The sequence below is a fragment of the Catellatospora coxensis genome (assembly GCF_016862635.1).
GTDB lineage: Bacteria > Actinomycetota > Actinomycetes > Mycobacteriales > Micromonosporaceae > Catellatospora > Catellatospora coxensis.
Map to the genome: position 1 here is coordinate 1 of NZ_BONI01000030.1, position 19607 is coordinate 19607.

17 protein-coding genes are annotated in these 19607 nt (G+C 71.5%); 12 read left to right on the top strand and 5 right to left on the bottom strand.

The window, feature by feature from the left end; translation table 11 throughout:
- Positions 1 to 377: 377 nt before the first annotated feature.
- The 4 genes from Cco03nite_RS42895 to Cco03nite_RS42900 all read left to right on the top strand — a co-directional run bounded on the left by Cco03nite_RS42895 (position 378) and on the right by Cco03nite_RS42900 (position 7042).
- On the top strand, positions 378 to 1676 hold the full coding sequence (locus tag Cco03nite_RS42895) for a fibronectin type III domain-containing protein (RefSeq protein WP_203693389.1): 1299 nt from the start codon (positions 378 to 380) through the stop codon (positions 1674 to 1676).
- A 531-nt stretch (positions 1677 to 2207) separates the two neighbouring features.
- Positions 2208 to 3581, top strand: coding sequence for a helix-turn-helix domain-containing protein (locus Cco03nite_RS18560; RefSeq protein WP_203693390.1), 1374 nt, complete (start codon positions 2208 to 2210; stop codon positions 3579 to 3581).
- Between the two features lie 215 nt (positions 3582 to 3796).
- Positions 3797 to 6883, top strand: a complete 3087-nt coding sequence (locus Cco03nite_RS18565; RefSeq protein ID WP_239167479.1) for a DUF3427 domain-containing protein — start codon at positions 3797 to 3799, stop codon at positions 6881 to 6883.
- A 27-nt stretch (positions 6884 to 6910) separates the two neighbouring features.
- Entirely contained in the window at positions 6911 to 7042 is a 132-nt protein-coding gene (locus Cco03nite_RS42900) for a hypothetical protein (RefSeq protein ID WP_275412053.1), read from the top strand.
- Positions 7043 to 7054: 12 nt separating this feature from the next.
- Here Cco03nite_RS42900 and Cco03nite_RS18570 read toward each other — a convergent pair whose 3' ends face one another.
- Positions 7055 to 7225 carry a hypothetical protein gene (locus tag Cco03nite_RS18570; RefSeq protein WP_203693391.1) on the bottom strand — a complete coding sequence of 57 codons (171 nt, stop codon included), beginning with the start codon at positions 7223 to 7225 and terminating at the stop codon, positions 7055 to 7057.
- Positions 7226 to 7500: 275 nt separating this feature from the next.
- Entirely contained in the window at positions 7501 to 8319 is an 819-nt protein-coding gene (locus Cco03nite_RS18575) for an SDR family oxidoreductase (RefSeq protein ID WP_203693392.1), read from the bottom strand.
- Positions 8320 to 8406: 87 nt separating this feature from the next.
- Here Cco03nite_RS18575 and Cco03nite_RS18580 point away from each other — a divergent pair, with 87 nt between their 5' ends.
- The gene (locus Cco03nite_RS18580; RefSeq protein ID WP_203693393.1) at positions 8407 to 8856 is read left to right on the top strand and encodes a MarR family winged helix-turn-helix transcriptional regulator; all 450 of its coding nucleotides are present in this window, start codon (positions 8407 to 8409) and stop codon (positions 8854 to 8856) included.
- 28 nt (positions 8857 to 8884) lie between these two features.
- On the opposite strand, the gene Cco03nite_RS18585 is transcribed toward Cco03nite_RS18580, so the two are convergent.
- Positions 8885 to 9361 carry a hypothetical protein gene (locus Cco03nite_RS18585; protein ID WP_203693394.1) on the bottom strand — a complete coding sequence of 159 codons (477 nt, stop codon included), beginning with the start codon at positions 9359 to 9361 and terminating at the stop codon, positions 8885 to 8887.
- A gap of 152 nt (positions 9362 to 9513) precedes the next feature.
- Here Cco03nite_RS18585 and Cco03nite_RS18590 point away from each other — a divergent pair, with 152 nt between their 5' ends.
- From Cco03nite_RS18590 to Cco03nite_RS18600, 3 genes are all read left to right on the top strand, one after another.
- On the top strand, positions 9514 to 10380 hold the full coding sequence (locus tag Cco03nite_RS18590) for a PAC2 family protein (RefSeq protein ID WP_203693395.1): 867 nt from the start codon (positions 9514 to 9516) through the stop codon (positions 10378 to 10380).
- 198 nt (positions 10381 to 10578) lie between these two features.
- A complete protein-coding gene (locus tag Cco03nite_RS18595) occupies positions 10579 to 11400 on the top strand; it encodes a GntR family transcriptional regulator (protein WP_203693396.1) in 822 nt (273 codons plus the stop codon).
- Between the two features lie 69 nt (positions 11401 to 11469).
- Complete coding sequence (locus Cco03nite_RS18600; protein WP_203693397.1) at positions 11470 to 11838, top strand: hypothetical protein; 369 nt, start codon at positions 11470 to 11472, stop codon at positions 11836 to 11838.
- A gap of 180 nt (positions 11839 to 12018) precedes the next feature.
- Here the strand turns inward: Cco03nite_RS18600 and mshC are convergent, their stop codons facing one another.
- Positions 12019 to 13260, bottom strand: coding sequence for a cysteine--1-D-myo-inosityl 2-amino-2-deoxy-alpha-D-glucopyranoside ligase (mshC, locus tag Cco03nite_RS18605; protein WP_203693398.1), 1242 nt, complete (start codon positions 13258 to 13260; stop codon positions 12019 to 12021).
- Between the two features lie 88 nt (positions 13261 to 13348).
- On the opposite strand from mshC, the gene Cco03nite_RS18610 reads away from it, so the two are divergent.
- Together Cco03nite_RS18610 and Cco03nite_RS18615 are read left to right on the top strand one after the other, a co-directional pair.
- Complete coding sequence (locus tag Cco03nite_RS18610) at positions 13349 to 13936, top strand: DUF3090 family protein (RefSeq protein ID WP_120315659.1); 588 nt, start codon at positions 13349 to 13351, stop codon at positions 13934 to 13936.
- A 195-nt stretch (positions 13937 to 14131) separates the two neighbouring features.
- Positions 14132 to 14854, top strand: coding sequence for an SCO1664 family protein (locus Cco03nite_RS18615; RefSeq protein WP_203693472.1), 723 nt, complete (start codon positions 14132 to 14134; stop codon positions 14852 to 14854).
- Between the two features lie 14 nt (positions 14855 to 14868).
- On the opposite strand, the gene Cco03nite_RS18620 is transcribed toward Cco03nite_RS18615, so the two are convergent.
- Entirely contained in the window at positions 14869 to 15174 is a 306-nt protein-coding gene (locus Cco03nite_RS18620) for a GNAT family N-acetyltransferase (RefSeq protein ID WP_203693399.1), read from the bottom strand.
- Positions 15175 to 15319: 145 nt separating this feature from the next.
- Here Cco03nite_RS18620 and Cco03nite_RS18625 point away from each other — a divergent pair, with 145 nt between their 5' ends.
- Positions 15320 to 18460 (top strand): SNF2-related protein, encoded by a 3141-nt coding sequence (locus tag Cco03nite_RS18625; RefSeq protein ID WP_373314271.1) that lies wholly within the window; start codon positions 15320 to 15322, stop codon positions 18458 to 18460.
- An 8-nt stretch (positions 18461 to 18468) separates the two neighbouring features.
- Complete coding sequence (locus tag Cco03nite_RS18630; protein ID WP_203693400.1) at positions 18469 to 19521, top strand: Lsr2 family DNA-binding protein; 1053 nt, start codon at positions 18469 to 18471, stop codon at positions 19519 to 19521.
- Positions 19522 to 19607: the final 86 nt, after the last annotated feature.

Genomic DNA, 19607 nt, shown 5'->3' on the forward strand with positions numbered 1-19607 from the left:
GGGCGGCGCGGATGACGTCTGACATGGTGCGATCTCCGTCCTGCTAGCGGTTCGCCGGTGCCCGCGGGGATCAGCACCACCAGGCCCGTCGCGCGGCGCCGGATGCGGACGACGAGGTCGGCATGCTTGGAGTCAACCGGCACGGCCGCCACAGAGGAATTGGCGCATGGTCCGACATCGGCCCGCCCGACCCCTAAGCCGTTTGTACTGTCCTACAAACCGTTCGCCGCCAACTGCTGGGTCATGAGGTTCGTTCACGACACGAAAATTTCCTTTCCGATGAATCGTCACCTATGTTGGTGCCGCGGGCCCCTGACCGGCTCAGCGCTGTTTCCGGCCGGGCACCCTGCCGCGGCACCGATCAGGGGGAGACGCCGGTGGCACAGCCAGATCCCGGGCAGGCAGCACAAGCGCGCAAACTGGTCGTCCAGTTAGGGCAGCTGCTCACCGACATCACCGCGGGCCGACCCGCCGCCAAGGTGCACCAGCAGCTGCTCGACCAGTTCGACGCCGCCGTGCACGACTACCGCATCGACGCGATGCAGCTCGGCGCGCAAGAGTTCGCCGACACCTGGCACGCGCTGCAGTACGGCCTCGACCTGCCCGTCGACGCCTGGGAGCAGATCGTCCTGCCCACCGTCGTCGGCTTCAGCGGCATCCAGAAACTGAAGATCCACCTGGAGCTCGCCACCTCGTACTGGCTGGCCGCCCGCGCCGCCGTCGACGCGGTGCCGGGCTACGCGGCCGCCGCCGCGGCGCTCCCCGATCCGTCCACCACCGACGACTCCCTCCCGGCCGTGCCGGCGCAGCCGTCGGCCCAGCCCGGCACGCCCCGGCACGCCTTCGCCACCGAGCCCGCCACCCCCACGGCGTACGCCGTCACGGACCGCCCGGCCCGGCCCGGCCCCGACCGGCGCGTGCTGGTCGCGATCGCGGTCGCCGTGCTGGCCACCGTCACCGTCATGCTGGTCTTCGTCATCAGGCCCACCGGTGACGACCCGGCATCGGCGACGCCGCAGGGGCTGCCCTCCCCGATGCTCTCGGCGGGCATGATGGCCGGCGACGGCGGCCAGCCGGTCACCCTGCCGACCGCACCACCGTCGGCGAGCCCGCAGCCTTCTCCGATGATCACCACGGAGCCGACTCCCGCGCCCAGCTGGACCCCGCCGACACCCTCGACCACCAAGCCCGGTGCTCCGTCCCCGGCCCGGCCGGTCGCGCCGTCCGCACCGACCCGCCTGATCGCGGTCGCCGCCGACGAGCACAACGTCTGGCTGTCGTGGTCTGCACCGGTCAACGGCGGGTCCGGTGGGGTCGCGTACTACCGCGTCGTCCGCGACGGGCAGCCGATCGGCTGGACCCGCGACAAGAGCGTCACCGTCACCGGGCTCGCGCCGGGGAAGGCGTACCGGTTCGCGATCATCGCGGTCAACGGTGCTGGGCTGCCGTCCGCGCCGAGCAACCAGATCACGACGATGACCGCGTCCCCGTCGCCTTCAGCGCCACCACCGTCGCCGTCCACGGTGCCGCCAGTGCCGACCGATGCGCCGACGCCGTCCCCGACGGAGACGACCGCCGAACCCACGTTGTCGCCGGTGGAGCCTTCCCCGCCGCCCTCGCCGGAGAACCCGTCACCGACCACGGAACCGCCCGTGGAACCGGAAGACCCGGCTTAGGCCTGTTCTAAGTTGATCCAGAAAAGGTCCGCTCAGAGCCCAATGCCGACTCTCCTAGCTCGCCAGTGGGCGGGCGCACGGGTAACCACCGCGCGTCCGCCTTGACGACAGGCTCCGGAACGGGACCGGGGCGCACCACCGGCAAGCGTACGGTGGCCTCGACGAGCGCCAACCTGGTCAGGAAGTGCTCACGCATCCGCACACACGTCGCGGCGACCGGGCAGGGCCAAAGCCGACCGCAGCCACACATGTTGCCCCACGACCTGCCGTGGTCGGCGAGAATGCCGTCTGCGGCCTTGATCTGCCGACGAGCGTATGTCGCGAACTGTTCGGCAGTCAGCAGGCGCATCATTCCTCCTTGGGCAACGTGAGGCCCCACGACGGGCACGCGTGCCCGCGTACGTCGTGGGGCCAATCGGCAGGGCGAGCTGGGAGACAAACCGCTGCGAATTCAGCCTCCTTTGCCTGAGGTCTGTTGTGAACCGGTTCGCTGTTGCGGCAACATCGGCAACAACAGATGGGGGCGACGGCGTGGGTCGATACGATGATCCGCTGTGCCGACTGTTCGGCGCGGCACTCCGGCAGCTACGTGAGCAGGCCGGCATCTCCCTGCGCGAACTCGGCAGACGCTGCCTCTACGACTACAGCCGGATCTCTCGGGTGGAGCGAGGTGAACACCTCATCGACGCAGCCCTGGTGCCCGCCCTCGACCAGGCGCTCGACGCGGGCGGCCTACTGACATCGCTCCGGTCGCTGCTGCCTGAGCCCGGCAACGCTGGAGCCGCCTCGGTGGCCGGCCTCATAACCGCGCTGCGCCAGGACGCTGGCGATAACGTGATGTTAGAGGTCAGCTCGCCAGGCGGGAGGATGGTCAAGGTGAACCTGCCCAGGCGTGAGTTCAACGGCCTTTTGGCCGGAGGTGCGCTGCGGGCACTGCTGCCTGGCGGACTGATCGACCTCGACCAGGCTGAACGTGTCAGCGGCGCCATCGACAATCCGCAACGCACCGACTCGCAGGTCCTCGATTACTTTCGTGACCTTCTCGCACAGCACTACACCGCCGACAAGGTGCTCGGACCGCGCCACCTGGTCGAAGTGGTGCTCGCCCAGATCGCTGTGCTCGACAAACTGCGATACGGCAGCCGACCGGGCACCGCTGAGCCCGCGATACGACTATTGGCCCAGTACGCCGAATTCGCGGGCTGGCTGTACCAGGACCTGGGGAACACAGCTGCGGCCATGCGCTGGACCGACCAGGCCGGCCAACGAGCACAGGCCATCGGCGATCATCAGCTGGCGGCTTACCTCCTGGTGCGCAGGAGCAACATCGCGCTGCTCGACGCCGACGCTGTCGACGTGATTGAGCTGGCCTCAGCGGCAAGGCGGACGCCTGGGCCGATCAGCCCCAAGCTGGCGGCGCTCGCCGCCCAACAAGAAGCTCGCGGGTGGGCGCTACACGCTAAACCCGATCGGTTCCGCCGGTTGATCGACTCCGCAGCGGACCTGCTGCTCGGTCACCCGAACGACGTCGACGACGACGCTCCGGTGTACCTGCGCAGCTACGACGTGGACACACTGGAGGAGCAGTCCGCGAGCGGTTATCGCACCTGCGGTCAGGCGGATACCGCGGTCGCGATTCTCGAACGCAGGATCATCGCGACTCCCCCCGATCAGCAGCGCGACCGGGCCCACCAACTCGCGAAACTTGCCAACGCCGTGCTGCAGTCCGCACACCCCGACCCCGAGAGGGCTGCCACCATCGGGTTGAGCTGCGCCCATGTCGCCCGCTCCACGGGATCGTCGCGCATCACCACCGAACTACGTGCGCTCGACCGAACTCTGTCAGACCGCTGGCCAGGCTTGCCTGGCACCAAGGAACTCCGAGAGGCCCTGACGATCACATGATCGCACGAGCCCACGCAGCCACCGGCTGAGCCTTCGCCCCCGGAGACCTCGTCACCGGCGACAGAAGCCGCGCGTGGAGCCCGGAGGCGACGTCTGAGGATCCACCTCGGACCAGCCGGCCCGGCAACCGTTCCATCATGACGGCCGGGGACTTCGACCTGTCGTACGACCTCGGCCAGCCCGCACGTGCCTTTCGACGACTCTACGATCTCATGGTGGCAGACTCCCCCATCCTCGGGCTCTACGACAGCTTGCTGACCCAGCCCCTCGCACAGCAGGTCAGCCGTTGGCAGGCCGCCGGTCATGTGGTCGACCTCGACCACGTCAGCGAGGCCGACGTGGCTCACCTGCTCGGCCGGTTCATCGGCGAGGCCTCGGCACGGGCACTTGCCGCGGTCCGTGGCACCGATGCTCAGGTGGAGCTCGCCAACCAGCTGCTGCGCAGCCTCGACCACACCGCGCTCGTCGAGGCCGGTCCCCGGCGGCTGCTCTCCATCATGGGCGGCGAGCCTGGCACCGACCCGCTCACCCGGCCGCTGACCTCGCTCTCCGAGGCCGCGCTGCTGACCAACGCGCGCGAGGACCCGAACCTCGCCCACGAACTGGCCGCAGAACTGACCAGCGTCGATCACGTCGACCTGCTCTGCGCATTCGTGAAGTGGTCGGGGCTGCGAATCCTGGAACGGCGGCTCGAAGATCTGCGACGGCGCGGCGTGCCACTGCGCGTCATCACCACGACGTATATGGGTGCGACCGAGCGACGTGCTCTGGATCGCCTCGTCACCGACTTCGGCGCCCAGGTGAAGATCAGCTACGAGCAGAGCTCCACGCGGCTGCACGCCAAGGCCTGGCTCTTGCGCCGCGCGACCGGCTTCGACACTGCGTATGTGGGCAGTTCCAACCTGTCCAAAGCCGCACTGCTCGACGGCCTGGAATGGAACGTACGCCTGTCCTCCGTCACCACGCCCCGCCTGCTGGACAAGTTCCGGGCGACGTTCGACTCCTACTGGGACCGCGCCGAGTTCGAGCTCTACAACCCGGCTGAGGACGGCGACCGGCTCGACCAGGCACTCGCATCGACATCGTCCGGCAAGCGGCTGTTCCAGGTACCCGCGCTCGTCCCGCATCCGTTCCCGCACCAGCGGGAGATGCTCGAAGACCTCGACCTGCAACGGACCGCCTACGACCAGCACCGCAACCTGCTGGTTGCGGCCACCGGCACGGGCAAGACCGTCACAGCCGCCTTCGACTACCGCAACCTGCAGCAACGCCTCGGCAGGTTGCCGAGCCTGCTGTTCGTCGCCCACCGGCAGGAGATCCTCGCCCAGGCACTGCACACGTACCGGCAGGTCCTCGCCGTAACCGACTTCGGCGAATTGCATGTCGGCGAGGCGCGCTCCCGACAGTGGCGGCATGTCTTCGCTTCGGTGCAGTCGCTGCACCGCGCTATCGGCGACCTGGCACAGGATCACTTCGACGTCGTGGTCATCGACGAATTCCACCACGCGGAGGCCATGACCTACCGCCGCATCCTCGATCACCTGCAACCGCAGGAGCTGCTCGGGCTCACCGCCACGCCTGAGCGGGCCGACGGCAAGTGGGTGCAGGACGAGTTCTTCGACGGGCGCATCGCCTCCGAGCTGCGCCTTTGGGACGCGCTGCACGCCGATCTGCTGTGCCCGTTCCACTACTTCGGCGTCAACGACGAAACGGATCTCACCGGCATCGCCTGGAGCCGAGGGGTCTACGACAAGGAGGGTTTGGAGGCAGCTTTCACCGGCAACGAGCAGCGGGCCAGGCTGATCTTCAACGCGCTGCGGGACAAGGTCGGCGACCTCGACGACGTACGCGGCCTGGGCTTCTGCGTCTCCGTCGCGCACGCGCACTACATGGCGGAGTTCTTCGACAAGCACGGCATCCCGGCCCGCGCCGTCGACGGGTCAACGCCTGCCGGGCAGCGCAAAGCCGCACTGGCAGCGCTGCGCAGCGGCGAGGTGAAGTTCCTTTTCGCGGTCGACCTGTTCAACGAGGGCTTGGACATCCCCGACATCAACACGATCCTGATGCTGCGCCCGACCGAGAGCTCCACCGTCTTCCTGCAGCAACTCGGACGCGGGCTGCGGCGCACGTCCGACAAGGCCGTGCTGACCGTGCTGGACTTCGTCGGGCTGCACCGGGCCGAGTTCCGGCTGGAGAATCGATTCCAGGCGCTGACCGGATTCGCCCGCGGCCGGCTGAAGGACCAGGCCGAGTCCGACTTCCCGCTACTGCCGCCGGGCTGCCAGGTCGTGCTGGACCGGGTGGCGAAAGAACGTCTCCTCGGGAGCCTGCGCGAGCACCTCAGCGTCAAGGTCAACGTCCTGGCGCAGGAGGTCCGCAGCTACGACCAGCCGACGCTTGCCGGCTACCTGGAGGCCAGTGGACGGGACATCACCGACGTCTACCGCAGTAACCGGTCCTGGACGTCGCTGCTGCGCAGGGCCGGTCGGCTCGACCAGCAGCCGTCTGCGCTGGAAGCCGAGGTCGGCAAGCGGATGCGGGCGTTCCTGCACGTCGACGACGCACGCCGGGCAGCGGCATACGCACGGCTGGTAGCCGTGCACGGGCCTGCCTACGGGGACCTGTCGCCGGCCGAGCAGGCATACGCCAGAATGCTCATCTTCTCCGTATGGCGTGACGGCGGCGGCTTCGCCGCCTACGACGACGGGTTGGCGCAGCTGCGCGGCGAGCCGCACCTGCGCGACGAGATCCGCCAGATCGTCGAGTACGGCGTCGACCGGCCGCGGCGGCTGGCCAAGCCACTGCCCGACGTGCTGTCACGGGTGCCACTGGCCATCAACGCGCGCTACTCCGCCGAGGAGATCCTCGCCGCGCTCGGCTGGGCGGAACTGGGCGGCGGCCGCGTGCCGGAGAACATGCGCGAGGGGGTGGCCTGGTCACCCGCGACGCAGTGCGACGCGCTGCTGGTCACGCTGCGTAAGAACGAGAAGGAGTTCTCACCGCAGACGATGTACCGCGACTATGCGCTGACCCCTGAGTTGTTCCACTGGGAGTCGCAGAACCGCACCGGCGCGAACTCCGTCACCGGGCAGCGCTACCGCGCCCACGCCAGTGAGGGCAGCCACGTGCTGCTGTTCACCCGGGAGAGCACGTCGACCGAGCACGGGTATCCCGAGCCGTACGTGTTCCATGGGACAGCGCAGTACGTCGAGCACCGGGGCGAGCGGCCGATGGCCGTCACCTGGCGGCTCGACGAGCCGATGCCGGAAGACCTGTTCCGCCGCGCGGCGGTGGCCGCGTAGACGCATGGAACTCCTCAGGCCGAGCGCGTGACCTCGACGCGCTGCTCGGTGCCCGGTGGCACGCTGCACGAGGCATGGGAGATCGACAGCGTGAAGCGTCGTACGGTGATGAGATCCCCGCTCGCGCTGGTGCCCGGCATGCTGGCCAACCTGCGGTGAGCTTCGCCTTCCTCATTTCGCCTCCCCGGTCAGCTCGCGGTACAGCTCGATCAGCAAGCCTGCCTGGTCGAGCGCGTCAGTCAACGCCTCGATCTCGTCGTCGTTGCTGTCGCCGTCGGCCGCGTCCAGGGCCACCGCCTTCAACTCGCAGTACGCCATGTACGCCTGCTCGATCTGGTCCATGCGTTGCCTCCTTTGTCGGGACATCGGTCATCGGTGCCGGTGTCCCACATAGCACACCTGGGCGTCAGGCGCGGCGAGCGCCATGTTCCAAGCCCGCCGTCTTGACAACCTCGACCGGCAGCCACCCCGACGTTCGCATCGTGCGACGAGCCCAGACGGTCGCGCTCCTGGCCGAGAACATCAGTGAGCGCAGGGTTTCCAAAGGTCTGCGGAGGCCCCTGCCGAGATGGCGACGTGCCACGAGTCGCATCGACCTGCGGCACGTCGGACAGACATCACCCGACCAGACCATGGTCGCGGCCGAACCTAACGACGTCACCGGCCGGGCGACCGGTGACCTGCGCGAAGTCCGGGGTGACCAGGTCACCCCAGTTCGCGGCGTACGCCGTCAGGTACTCCCCGGTGACCTCCGCCATCCACGCGGACAGACCGGCCGTTCGCATGCCGGCCACCACGTCGGCTCCGGGCACGGCCTGGTAGTCCAGGCCCAGCCGGGCCGCCACGTCGCGCATGGACAGGCTCTCCGGCCCGGTGATGGTGTAGATCCGGCCCGCATGACCGGACGGCTCGGCCAGGACCCGTGCGCCGAACGCCGCGATGTCGCGTACGTCGATGGGGCTCAGCCGCCCCTCGCCGGTGGCCCCGTACAGGGTGCCGCCGTGCACCGAGCCGAGCAGGTTCTGCTGGAAGAACGCGGGCCGGATGACGGTCCAGCCGATGCCGGAGGCCTGCAGTTCGGCGTCGGACAGCGCATGCAGGCGGCCGTTGCGGGTCGGCGCGTCGGGTGCGGCCCCGATGGCCGACAGCCGCACGATGTGCTTGACCCCGGCATGCCGCGCGGCCCAGACCGCGTTGGAACTCGCGTGCGGCGCGGTCGGACCCATGGCGGTGAGCAGCCACAACGTGTCGACGCCGGCGAACGCCTCGGCGAGGGTGTGCGGCTGTTCGAGGTCTCCGACCGCGACCTCCACGCCGGCCGGCGCTTTGGCCGGGTCGCGGACCAGGGCCCGTACGTCGGCCGACGCGTCGGCGGTGAGGGCGGCGATGAGGGCGCTGGAGACGGTTCCGTTGGCACCGGCGACCAGGATGGTCATGGCGGATCCTTTCCGTGGGATGCTGACGCGGAAGACAGTACTAGTGATAGTCAGCATTAGTGACTATCAAGTTTGGTGATTAAATTCATGCGTCGCAGTGAGCAGAAGCGGAATAACCCCGACCTCGGTGCGCTGACCGCGCGGTTGCTGTTCGCCGTGCAGCGGCAGCTGGCCGACAGCCACGCGCGGACCAAGCCCCGGCACGGCGCCGTCATGGCCTATCTGGACGAGCAGGGCAACCGCGCGACCGAACTAGCCGAGCTGTCCGGGCAGCACAAACAGGTCATCGGCACGCTCGTCGACGAGCTGGAGGCGCTGGGCCTGGTCACCCGCGAACCCGACCCGGCCGACCGCCGCGCCAAACTCGTCGTGCCCACCGCCACCGGCCTGGCCGCGATGAAAGCCGGCGACGAGGCGATGGCCGCTGTCGAGCAGCGGCTGGCCGGCGCCATCGGGCACGAGGACTACCTGGCCTTCAAACGCACCCTGCAGCGGCTCGCGGAACTGAGCACGCCGGGCGACGGCGCACCGGACTGACCGTCCAGGGCACGGCCCGAGCCGTGACTCACCGTCCCCGCCTCGTCCGGCGGGCCAGCACCAGCACCAGCACCAGCCAGAGCACCAGGCCGGCCGCGCCCAGCCCCAGCTCGAAGGCGGCGAACTGGTACGCGTCGCCGTGGGCCACGTAGACCCCGTCCGGGTCGCCGGTGTCCAGGGCCCGGAACACCGCACCGGGGCGGGTCTTCCCGCCCGGGCCGTCGTGCAGGTGCACGCCGGACAGTTTCCGGAGCCCGTCGTCGGAGGTCCAGGTCCCGATCGGGCACCCGCCCTTCTGCGGACAGCTGACCACCGTGAACACCCCGGACGTGCCGGACCCCTGGTGGGCGCGCCAGGCGGGGCCGATGCCACGCGCGCCCGTCACCGCCAGCAGCAGCAACAGTCCGGGCACGATGAGCCACCCCAGCACGGCGGCGGCGGTCGTCTCCCGGTCCACGGGGGCGCTGCCCGGAGCCCAAACCCGATCGCCCAGTTCCTCGGCCACTCGGAACCTCCCCGGTTCGCGTTCCTCCGGGGTGAATCATGCGTGTCCCCCGCCACAGGACCGCGCGCCGGGCCCTGCGTACCGCCTTGTGCGACACGCTTGCGGACCCGACCCGCCTGGACGATCCGGCGCAGCGCCGTAGGCTGACAGGCGTGACCGAGTTCGACGGCCTTCCTGTCCTGCGTTCCCCCGTCGCCATCGCCGCCTTCGAGGGGTGGAACGACGCCGCTGACGCGTCCACTGCCGTGGTCGAGCACCTCGAGCAGGTATGGGACGCGCGCGAGGTGGCGTCGGTGGACCCGGAGGAGTTCTACGACTTCCAGGTGAACCGGCCGCTGATCACCCTGGTCGACGACACGCGGCGCATCGAGTGGCCGAGCACCAAGTTCATGGTCGCCTCGCCGCCCGGGGCGCAGCACGACGTGGTCCTGATCCGCGGCATCGAGCCGAGCCTGCGCTGGCGCACGTTCTGCAACGAGATCCTGGAGATCTGCCACAGCCTGGCCATCGAGAAGATCGTGCTGCTGGGCGCGCTGCTGGCTGACGTGCCCTACAGCCGGCCGCTGCCGATCAGCGGCACGGTGACCGGCAAGCACGCCGGCGAGGAGAAGATCCAGCTCACCCCCACGCGGTACGAGGGACCGACGGGCATCGTCGGGGTGCTCCAGGACAGCGCGTCCCGCGCCGAACTCGACGCGATGTCGTTCTGGGTGCACGTGCCGCACTACGCGAACAACCCGCCGTGCCCGAAGGCGACGCTGGCCCTGCTGCACCGCATCGAGGAGGTCCTCGACCTGCCGGTGCCGATGCTGGACCTGGCCGAGGAGTCCGCCGAATGGGAGGACCGGGTCCGCGCCGCGGCCGCCCAGGACGCCGAACTGGCCGAGTACCTCCGCGACCTGGAGGAGCGGGCCGGCGACGTGGCCAAGCCGCTGTCCGGCGACGAGATCGCCGTCGAGTTCGAGAAGTACCTCCGCCGCCGCGGCGGCTCCCCCGGCCCCACCCACGGCACCTGGTAACCCGCCACCCACCGCCCCGCCCCGCCCCGCCCCACCCCGTGGCGCAACTCTTAACGAGTTGCGCCCTGCGGCGTGCCCGGAGGCCGCAAGTCTTTAAGAGTTGCGGCGGGGAGGTTGCCGGCGGTGTGGGGGGCGGCGCGTTGTGTTGGGCTTCCTAGGTCGCTAGGTATTCGGACATTTGTGCGGCATGATCGCCTCATGACCGAGACGGGCATCGGCGGGATCAATCCGGGCGCGGCGGAGCACCCGCACCGGCAGATCGCCGCCCAGCTGCGCGCGAAGATCAGACGAGGCGACTGGGCAGCCGGGGAGCAGCTGCCCTCCATCCCGGCGCTGGCGCAGCTGTTCGGCGTCGCGAAGCAGACCGTGCAGCGCACCATCGATCAGCTGCGCGTCGAGGGGCTGCTCATCACCAAGCCGGGCTCCGGCACGTACGTGCGGGGCACCCGGCGGCGGCTCAACCGGCTGTCCCGGGGCCGTTACGGCGCGCAGCGCGGCTACCACGCCGACCTGGCGGCCCGTTACCGCCAGCAGCTCACCGAGGTGACCCGGTCGGTCCCGCCGGCGGAGGTCGCGGACGCGTTCGGCGTGCCGGACTCGACGCTGCTGGTGGTGCGCCGCCATCTGGTGCGTACGCAGGACGCCGTGGTCGAGGTCGGCGCGGCCTGGCTGCGCCCGCAGGACACGGCGGGCACCTCGCTGGAGCGCCTGGAGTCCTTCGGCCGGCCGCTCTACCAGGAGGTCGAGGAGGTCACCGGCCGCCGTTACGTCACCGCGACCGACACGATCAGCGCCCGGCTGCCCACCCGCGAGGAGGCCGAGACGCTGCAGATCCGGCCGGACACGCCGGTGCTGCACCTGCTGCACGTCGCGTACGACGGCGAGCACAAGGTGATCGAGGTGGCGCAGGCGACGTGGCCGGGGCCGATGACGACACTGACGGAGGAATACCGGGTGCCCACGCCACGCCCGGACGCCGACCTGGACGGAGATCCCGATCCTGGCCTTGTCCTGGGCTAATCTGCGGGTTGTCGGGTGCCCGACACCTTTTCGCCTGCGCACCCGCGCGTTCGCCGCAAGGATGGTCCCATGACCCTTCGCCGATCCTCCGACGGAGCACAGCGAGGTGCCGAGAACCCGCCGGACGGCGCGGTTCCGCGGTCCCCCCAGGCGCTGGTGGCTCTGCTCGGCGCACTGGTCGTCCTCGTGATCGGACTCGCCCTGCTCGGGGTGCTGATCGTCGGCATCGCCGACGGCGTGCCCAGCACGGGCGTGCTGCTGCTCGGCGCACTGACCGTGGGCGTCTTCGCCCTGGCAGCCCGCCTGGGCCACGTCGCCCTGACCCTGCGCCGCCAAGCCGGCCAGCCGACCCGTCAGGCGCGCCCCCGCCAGGCGCCCCCGCAGCGGCCGTCCCGCGCCGCCGTACGCCCCCGCCCGCAGCCCCGCCCCCGCGCCTAACCCGCCCCGCGCCAAACCCCCACTCGCGCCTAACCGCGCTGAGCCGACCCGCGCCGACCCCACATGATCACGACGATCTTGCGCGAACTGTTGCCCTTTTGCCCGGTACGAGCGTGTCGTACCCACAGTTCGCGCAAGATCGCCGCGGCGAGCGGCGGTGGGGCGTGGGGCGGGGTTGGGTTAGAGCTTGAGGCCGAGGAGGGCGTCGAGGGTTTCGGTCATGAGGGTGGGGGCGTGGCGGTCGGTGCCGACGCCGGCGAGGGTGTCGTCGGCCCAGGCGTCGATGAGGGCCAGGGCGCCGGGGGTGTCGAGGTCCTCGGCGAGTTTGGCGCGTACGCCGGCGAGGAGTTCGGCTCCTGAGGGGGCGGTGGGGGACTTGGCGGCCTGGCGCCAGCGGCGCAGGCGGTGGGCGGCGGTGGCGAAGACCTCGTCGGTCCACTGGCGGTCGGCCCGGTAGTGGTCGCCGAGCAGGGCCAGGCGTACGGCCATCGGGTCGACCTTGTCCGAGCGCAGGCGGGACACGAAGACCAGGTTGCCGCGGGACTTGCTCATCTTCTCGCCGTCCAGGCCGATCATGCCGGCGTGCACGTAGTGCGCCGCGAACGGGGCCTTGCCGGTGAGCACCTCGGCGTGCGCGGCGCTGCACTCGTGGTGCGGGAACAGCAGGTCGTTGCCGCCGCCCTGCACGTCGATGGTCTCGCCGAGCAGCTCCAGGGCGATGACGGCGCACTCGATGTGCCAGCCGGGGCGGCCCGCGCCGAGCACGCCACCGGGCCAGGACGGCTCGCCGTCGCGGCGGCCGCGCCACAGCAGCGGGTCGAGCGCGTCGCGCTTGCCGGCGCGCTCGGGGTCGCCGCCGCGCTCGGCGAAGAAGGCCAGCATCTGCTCGCGGGACAGGTTCGACTCGTACCCGAACCGGGGCGCGGACGTGATGTCGAAGTAGACGTCGCCGGTGCCGTCCTCCAGCCGGTACGCCGCGCCGCGGTCGAGCAGGTCGACGACCCGCTCGGCGATGACGGGGATCGACTCGACCGCGCCGATGTAGTGGCTCGGCGGGATGATCCGCAGGGCCTCCATGTCCTCGCGGAACAGGGCGGTCTCGCGCATGGCGAGGACCTTCCAGTCCTCCCCGTCGCGGGCGGCCCGCTCCAGCAGCGGGTCGTCGATGTCGGTGACGTTCTGGACGTAGACGACGTCGTGCCCGGCGTCGCGCCACATCCGGTTCACCAGGTCAAATGTGATCATGGTCGCGGCGTGGCCCAGATGGGTCGCGTCGTACGGCGTGATGCCGCAGACGTACATCGTCGCGTGACCGCCCACCGGGCGGCTCGGGAAGGCGCCCTGGCGAGCGGAGTCGAACAGCGCCAGCGGCTGCCCGGCGCCGGGCAGGCGCGGGACGTCAAGACCGGACCACGTTTCCATGGCGCCAGCCTAACCAGCTTTATGCCGAGAGCGGATCTCCCCTTGCGCGGTTACCCGCTTGCGCGGGCGTGACGCTAGGGTCGCAGGTATGACCCATCAGGTGTACGCATTCGAACCGCCCGAGCGGTTCGTCGCCGGTACGGTGGGTCCGCCGGGCGAGCGCACTTTCTATCTGCAGGCTCGCGGCGGCGGCCGCCTGGTCAGCGTGGCTCTGGAGAAGATGCAGGTCGCGCTGCTGGCGGAGAAGCTCGAAGAGCTGCTCGCCGAGGCGCACCAGCGGTTCGGGGCGGAACTGCCCGCGGCGGCCGAGGGGCCTGCCGACAACGAGCCGCTGGACACCCCCGTGGACGAGGAGTTCCGCGTCGGCACGCTGGGGCTGGCCTTCGACGTCGAGACCAGCACGGTCATCATCGAGGCGATCGCGGCCGAGGAGGCCGAGTTCGACGCCGAGACCGAGACGGCCGACGACGAGGACGAAGACGAGGACGCGACGCCGGAGATCTCCGACGATCTCGACCGGCTGCGGGTGCGGCTGACCCCGGCGGAGGTGCGGCAGTTCATCGACCGCGCCAAGCGGGTGGTGGCCGCGGGCCGGCCGCCGTGCCCGCTGTGCGGGCAGCCGCTGGACCCGGCCGGGCACCTGTGCCCCCGGCACAACGGCTATCACCGCAGGTGAGAACGTCCGGTGACGGAGTAGCGTCACCCGGATAGCACGCAGTCCCATCCGAAGGTGAGGTCCGTCATCCCTCCCACCGGCGACCAGACGCACACCGGCAGCGCCGGTGAGCAGAGCGTGTCCCACGGCCCCGGCCGGCAGGCCCGGTCCGGCGAGGGCCGAACCGAGCTCGGCAGGCTGCTGCGCGACGCCGAGATGGAGATCGAAGGCCGGCTGGTCGAGGCGTCCAACACCACGCTGCGGGTGATCCTGTCCGGTGGGGGGCGGTCGGTGCGGGCGGTGTACAAGCCGGTGCGCGGCGAGCGCCCGCTGTGGGACTTCCCACACGGCACGCTGGCCGCCCGCGAGGTCGCCGCGTACGCGGTGAGCGAGTCACTGGGGTGGGACCTGGTGCCGCCGACGGTCATGCGGGACGGGCCGCTCGGGCCGGGCTCGTGCCAGCTGTGGCTGGACGAGACGGTCGAGCCGCCGGTGGACTTCGTGCCCGCCGACGAGCTGCCGCAGGGCTGGCTGCCGATCGCCGCCGCGCAGGACGAGGACGGGCGGCCGTACCTGCTGGCGCATGCCGACGACCCGCGGCTGGCCCGGCTGGCCGCCTTCGACGCTGTGATCAACAACGCGGACCGCAAGGGCGGTCACGTGCTGGCCACCCCGGATCAGCGGTTGTACGGCGTCGACCACGGCATCTGCTTCCACACCGAGGACAAGCTGCGCACCGTGCTGTGGGGGTTCGCGGGCCGGGCGGTGCCACCGGAGGTCGCCGCGGCGCTGCGCGCGTTCGATCCGGGCGTGCTCGACGACCTGCTGACCACGGCGGAGGTCGACGCCGTCGGCACCCGCATCAAGCAGCTCGTCGCCGACGGCCGGCTCCCCCAGCCCCCCGAGGACCGCCACGCCATCCCGTGGCCCCCGATCTGACGCTCACCCACTCCTCATTTGACTCGGCGGGTGCCGTGGGCGGTGATGTCGGCGTATTCGGGGTGCTTTTCCAGCCAGCCGGCCAGGAACGGGCAGATCGGCACCACGGTGCGGCCCTTGGCCCGGGAGTCGTCCATCACGGTGCGGGCCAGCTTGCCGCCCACTCCCTGGCCCTCGTACGCCGGGGCCACCTCGGTGTGGGTGAACACGATGACCTTGCCGGTGAGCTGGTACGTCATGAACCCGGCCACCGTCTGCTCCGCGCTGTCACGGGCCTCGAACCGTTCGCGTTCGGGCGCGTCCGCCACGTCGATCGACATCCGGTCATCGTAGCCCCGGTCGGGATCCCGACCGGGGTTGCGGCTGGTGGCGGTGGTGCGGCGGGCGGCGGCCGTGGGCGTGAGAGGATCGGCGGCGGTCTGCCCGTTCCCGAACCCGGAGGTACGCGTGTTGGTCGCGCACTGCGTGTACAGCGGTGACGGCAGCTGGGAGTTCTGGGCCGAGGACGCGAACCTGCAAGCCACCCTTCCCACGCAGCGGGGGCGTCGCCGGACCCGCGGGCCGGGGTTGCATCCGTTCGCGGTGGCCTCCGAAGACCTGGGCAAGGCGCTGGGCGCGGCAGGCGACGTCGCCGAGTACACCGGCTGGTCGGTCCTCGCCCTGCCCGCACAGCACAACCGGCCGACGCCGTCGGCGGAGCTCGGCGCGGGCGCGGAGCCCGACCGGCTGGCCCCGTTCCTCGTGCCCACGCTGCGGGTGGACGCAGCGGCGGCGTTACGGCTGCTGCCCGGCCTCGCCCCGGTCGGCGGGGCGACCGTGCGCTTCGCGACCGCGCTGGCCCGCACCGCCGCCCACCTGGTCGGCAGCGGGCTGGTCACGCCGGCACTGAGCTGGGAGGAAGAGGACGAGTACTGGTTCGCCGACTGGCGGGCGGCGTCGTCGCTGCAGGTCGCGGCCGTACGCATCCCGCTGCTGGCGGCGATGCCGCCCGCGTTCCGGTGCTGGCTGTACGACGACGAGGTCGCCCTCGCGCCCGCCGACGCGGTGTTCGACGCGGCGCTCGACTCGATGGTGGACGCGCTGGCCAACGAGGTGGTGGCAGGGCAGGGCGCAGCCCTGCTCGGCGAGCGCCGGGGCCGGGTCACCCGCCAGACACTGGCCGCCGAGCAGGTGCTCAGGGCGCTCACCTCCACCGTGAACGTGATCGACCCCGAGCAGCTCAACCCGTACGAGGCCAACCGCCTGTCGGAGGCCCTGGACGCGTGGCGGGCCGGTGGCCGGGCCCGGACCGGCGGGCTGGTGCGCACCTGCCTGCGCCTGGTCGCCCCTGGCGACACCGCCGAGCCCGACGACCTGGCAGAGCAGGCTGACCCGACCGCCGAGCCGGGGCCCGCGATCCGGCCGGGCGTCGCGGCCGAGCAGGCCGACGAAGGCGGCATCTGGCGGCTGGAGCTGCTGCTGCAGTCGCACGAGGACCCGTCGCTGGTCGCCGGGGCGGACGAGGTGTGGCGGCTGGACGGCAACGCGCTGCTGTTCGCCGAGGCCGGGGTCGACCCGCAGGCCGCGCTGCTGGCCGGGCTCGGCCGGGCGGCGCAGTACTACCCGCCGCTGGCGCGGGTGCTGCGGCAGGCCGCGCCGGTCGGCATGGCGCTGGACGGCGAGGACGCGCTGATCTTCCTGCGCCGGCACGCCGCCGCGCTGACCGCCGCCGGCGTCGGCGTGCTGCTGCCCGCCTGGTGGAGCGGCCTGCGGCCCCGGCTCGGGCTGCGCCTGAGCGCGCAGACGCCGCCGCAGCCCGGCATCGTCGCCAAGGAGTCCCAGCTCGGCCTGGACCAGCTCGTCGAGTACGCCTGGCAGGTGGCCCTCGGCGACGAGGTGCTCACCGAGCAGGAGCTGGCGGCGCTGGCCGAGGCGAAGTCGCCGCTGGTCCGGGTCCGGGGCCAGTGGGTCGAGGTGGACCAGGCACGGCTGGCCGCCGGACTCAAGCAGCTCGGCAGGTCCGGGCGGCGCCAGATGACCGCCCGCGAGGTGCTGCGTGCGGGCCTGCTCGGCGAGGGCGCCGACACCGGGCTGCCGATGGTCGGCGTGGCCGCCACGGGCTGGCTCGGCGAGCTGCTGGCCGGCGGCCCGGCCGGGAGCTTCCAGGCGCTGCCGACGCCGGAGGGGTTCGGCGCGCGGTTGCGCCCCTACCAGGAACGCGGGCTGGGCTGGCTGTCGTTCATGGACGCGCTCGGCTCGGGCGCGGTGCTGGCCGACGACATGGGCCTGGGCAAGACCATCCAGGTGCTGGCGCTGCTGGAGAACGAACGCCGGCAGGCGGCAGGGCTGGGCCCGACGCTGCTGGTCTGCCCGATGTCGCTGGTCGCGAACTGGCAGCGGGAGGCGGCGAAGTTCGCGCCGAAGCTGGCCGTGCACGTGCACCACGGCGCGGAGCGGCTGACCGGCGAGCAGTTCCGGGAGGCGGTCGCGGGCGTGGACCTGGTACTGACCACGTACAGCCTGGCGCTGCGGGACCAGCAGGAGCTGGCCGAAGTCGGCTGGCGGCGCATCGTGGTGGACGAGGCGCAGGCGATCAAGAACGCGGCGGCCAAGCAGTCGCGGGCGATCCGGGCGCTGCCCGCCCCGCGCCGGATCGCGCTGACCGGCACCCCGGTCGAGAACCGGCTCGCCGACCTGCACTCGATCATGGAGTTCGCCAGCCCCGGGCTGCTGGGCAGCGCGGAGTCGTTCAAGCGGCGCTTCGCGGTGCCGATCGAGCGCGACGGCGACGAGCAGGCGGCCGCGCGGCTGCGCAAGGTGACCGGGGCGTTCATGCTGCGCCGGGTCAAGACCGACCCGAGCATCATCTCCGACCTGCCCGACAAGATCGAGATGACGGTGGCCTGCAATCTGACCCGCGAGCAGGCCTCGCTCTACCAGGCGGTGCTCGACGACATGATGATCCAGGTCGAGCAGGCCGACGGCATCGACCGCCGGGGCCTGATCCTGGCCACGCTGACGAAGCTGAAGCAGGTCTGCAACCACCCCGCCCAGCTGCTGAAGGACGGCTCGCGGATCGCCGGGCGGTCGGGCAAGGTGGCCCGGGTCGAGGAGATCTGCGAGGAGGTGCTCGCCGCGGGCGAGAAGGCGCTGCTGTTCACGCAGTTCGCGGAGTTCGGCGGGATGCTGTCCGAGCACCTGTCGGCGGTCTTCGGCCAGCCGGTGCCGTTCCTGCACGGTACGGTCGACCGGAAGACCCGCGACGGCATGGTCGCCGCGTTCCAGGGCGAGGGCGGCCCGGGGCTGTTCGTGCTGTCACTCAAGGCCGGTGGGGTCGGGCTGAACCTGACCGCGGCCAACCACGTCATCCACGTCGACCGCTGGTGGAACCCGGCCGTCGAGAACCAGGCCACCGACCGGGCGTTCCGCATCGGGCAGCGGCGCGACGTGCAGGTGCGCAAGCTGATGTGCGCCGGGACCCTGGAGGAGCGCATCGACGCGGTGCTGGAGCAGAAGAAGGCCCTCGCCGAGGCGACCGTCGGCAGCGGCGAGGCGTGGCTGACCGAGCTGTCCACCGACGCGCTGCGCGACCTCGTCTCGCTGAACCGCGACGCGGTCGTCGAGTAGGAGCGGGCATGGCACGTCACGACGAGGACACCTGGGGGCACGGCTTCCCCACCGCGAAGCCGCGGCTGCCCGCCGACGGCATCCGGGCGCGCAGCCGGCGCGGCGACATCGCGACCACCTGGTGGTCGCGGCGCTTCCTGAAGGCCATCGAGTCGCCGGAGACCGCGAGCCGGCTCAGCCGGGGCAAGTCGTACGCGCGCTCCGGCCAGGTGCTCGCGATGACCATCGCGCCCGGCGAGGTGGCGGCGCAGGTGCAGGGCTCGCGGCGGGAGCCGTACACGGTCACCGTGGCCACGGCGCCGTTCACCCCGGCCGACTGGCGGCGGGCCGTCGGCGCGCTGGCCGAGCGGGCCGGGTACACCGCCGAGTTGCTGGACGGGCGGATGCCGGAGGACGTCGAACAGGTGCTGGAGCCGCTGGGCCTGGCGCTGTTCCCGGCCATGCGGCAGTTGGACCTGGAGTGCTCGTGCCCGGACTGGGGCAACCCGTGCAAGCACGCGGCGGCGGTGTGCTACCTGCTGGCCGAGCTGTTCGACGAGGACCCGTTCGTCATCCTGCACTGGCGCGGCATGCCCCGCGCCGAGCTGCTCGACGCGCTGCGGGCGCACCGCGCCGGGCAGGCGGGCGGCGTGGGTGACGACGGCGGCGAAGACGAGCTGCGCGGCTTCTGGACCGCCGGGCCGCTGCCCGAGCCGCCGCCGGCCGACCCGACCGCGATGACCCGGCTGCTGCAGCGCCTCGGCCCGGTCGGCGTCACCGTCGGGGCCGGCGTGGACTTCGCGCAGGCCCTGCTGCCCGCGTACGAGGCGATGGTGCGGCACCGGTGGTCGTCCCCGCTGCTGACCGGCGACCTCGCCGAGCTCCCCCCGCCGGTCCCCCGGCCTGCTCCCGTCTCGTCCGAGCGAGCGCCGACGCCTGAGCCGGCGGAGGAGCGGTTCGCGCTGCCCAGCGCGGCCGAGGTGCGGGCCTGGGCGCGCAGCAACGGCATCGGGGTCAACGAACGCGGCCGCCCACGCGTCGACGTGGTGCAGGCCTACCTCGACGCGCACCGGGCCACCTGACGGATCGCCGTCCCTCACCAGTCACCCTGGACAGGCGCGCCGCGCGCTCTCTCCTGCGGACGGGGGCCGACAGGTCGGGCTGTCGC

Excerpts from the sequence above, each read along its gene's own strand:
- Cco03nite_RS18610 (WP_120315659.1), top strand. The coding sequence starts at position 13,349 with ATGACCCATCAGGTGTACGCATTCGAACCGCCCGAGCGGTTCGTCGCC.
- Cco03nite_RS18575 (WP_203693392.1), bottom strand. The coding sequence starts at position 8,319 with ATGACCATCCTGGTCGCCGGTGCCAACGGAACCGTCTCCAGCGCCCTC.
- Cco03nite_RS18595 (WP_203693396.1), top strand. The coding sequence starts at position 10,579 with ATGACCGAGACGGGCATCGGCGGGATCAATCCGGGCGCGGCGGAGCAC.
- mshC (WP_203693398.1), bottom strand. The coding sequence starts at position 13,260 with ATGGAAACGTGGTCCGGTCTTGACGTCCCGCGCCTGCCCGGCGCCGGG.
- Cco03nite_RS18615 (WP_203693472.1), top strand. The coding sequence starts at position 14,132 with ATGGAGATCGAAGGCCGGCTGGTCGAGGCGTCCAACACCACGCTGCGG.
- Cco03nite_RS18620 (WP_203693399.1), bottom strand. The coding sequence starts at position 15,174 with ATGTCGATCGACGTGGCGGACGCGCCCGAACGCGAACGGTTCGAGGCC.
- Cco03nite_RS18630 (WP_203693400.1), top strand. The coding sequence starts at position 18,469 with ATGGCACGTCACGACGAGGACACCTGGGGGCACGGCTTCCCCACCGCG.
- Cco03nite_RS18580 (WP_203693393.1), top strand. The coding sequence starts at position 8,407 with ATGCGTCGCAGTGAGCAGAAGCGGAATAACCCCGACCTCGGTGCGCTG.
- Cco03nite_RS18600 (WP_203693397.1), top strand. The coding sequence starts at position 11,470 with ATGACCCTTCGCCGATCCTCCGACGGAGCACAGCGAGGTGCCGAGAAC.
- Cco03nite_RS18570 (WP_203693391.1), bottom strand. The coding sequence starts at position 7,225 with ATGGACCAGATCGAGCAGGCGTACATGGCGTACTGCGAGTTGAAGGCG.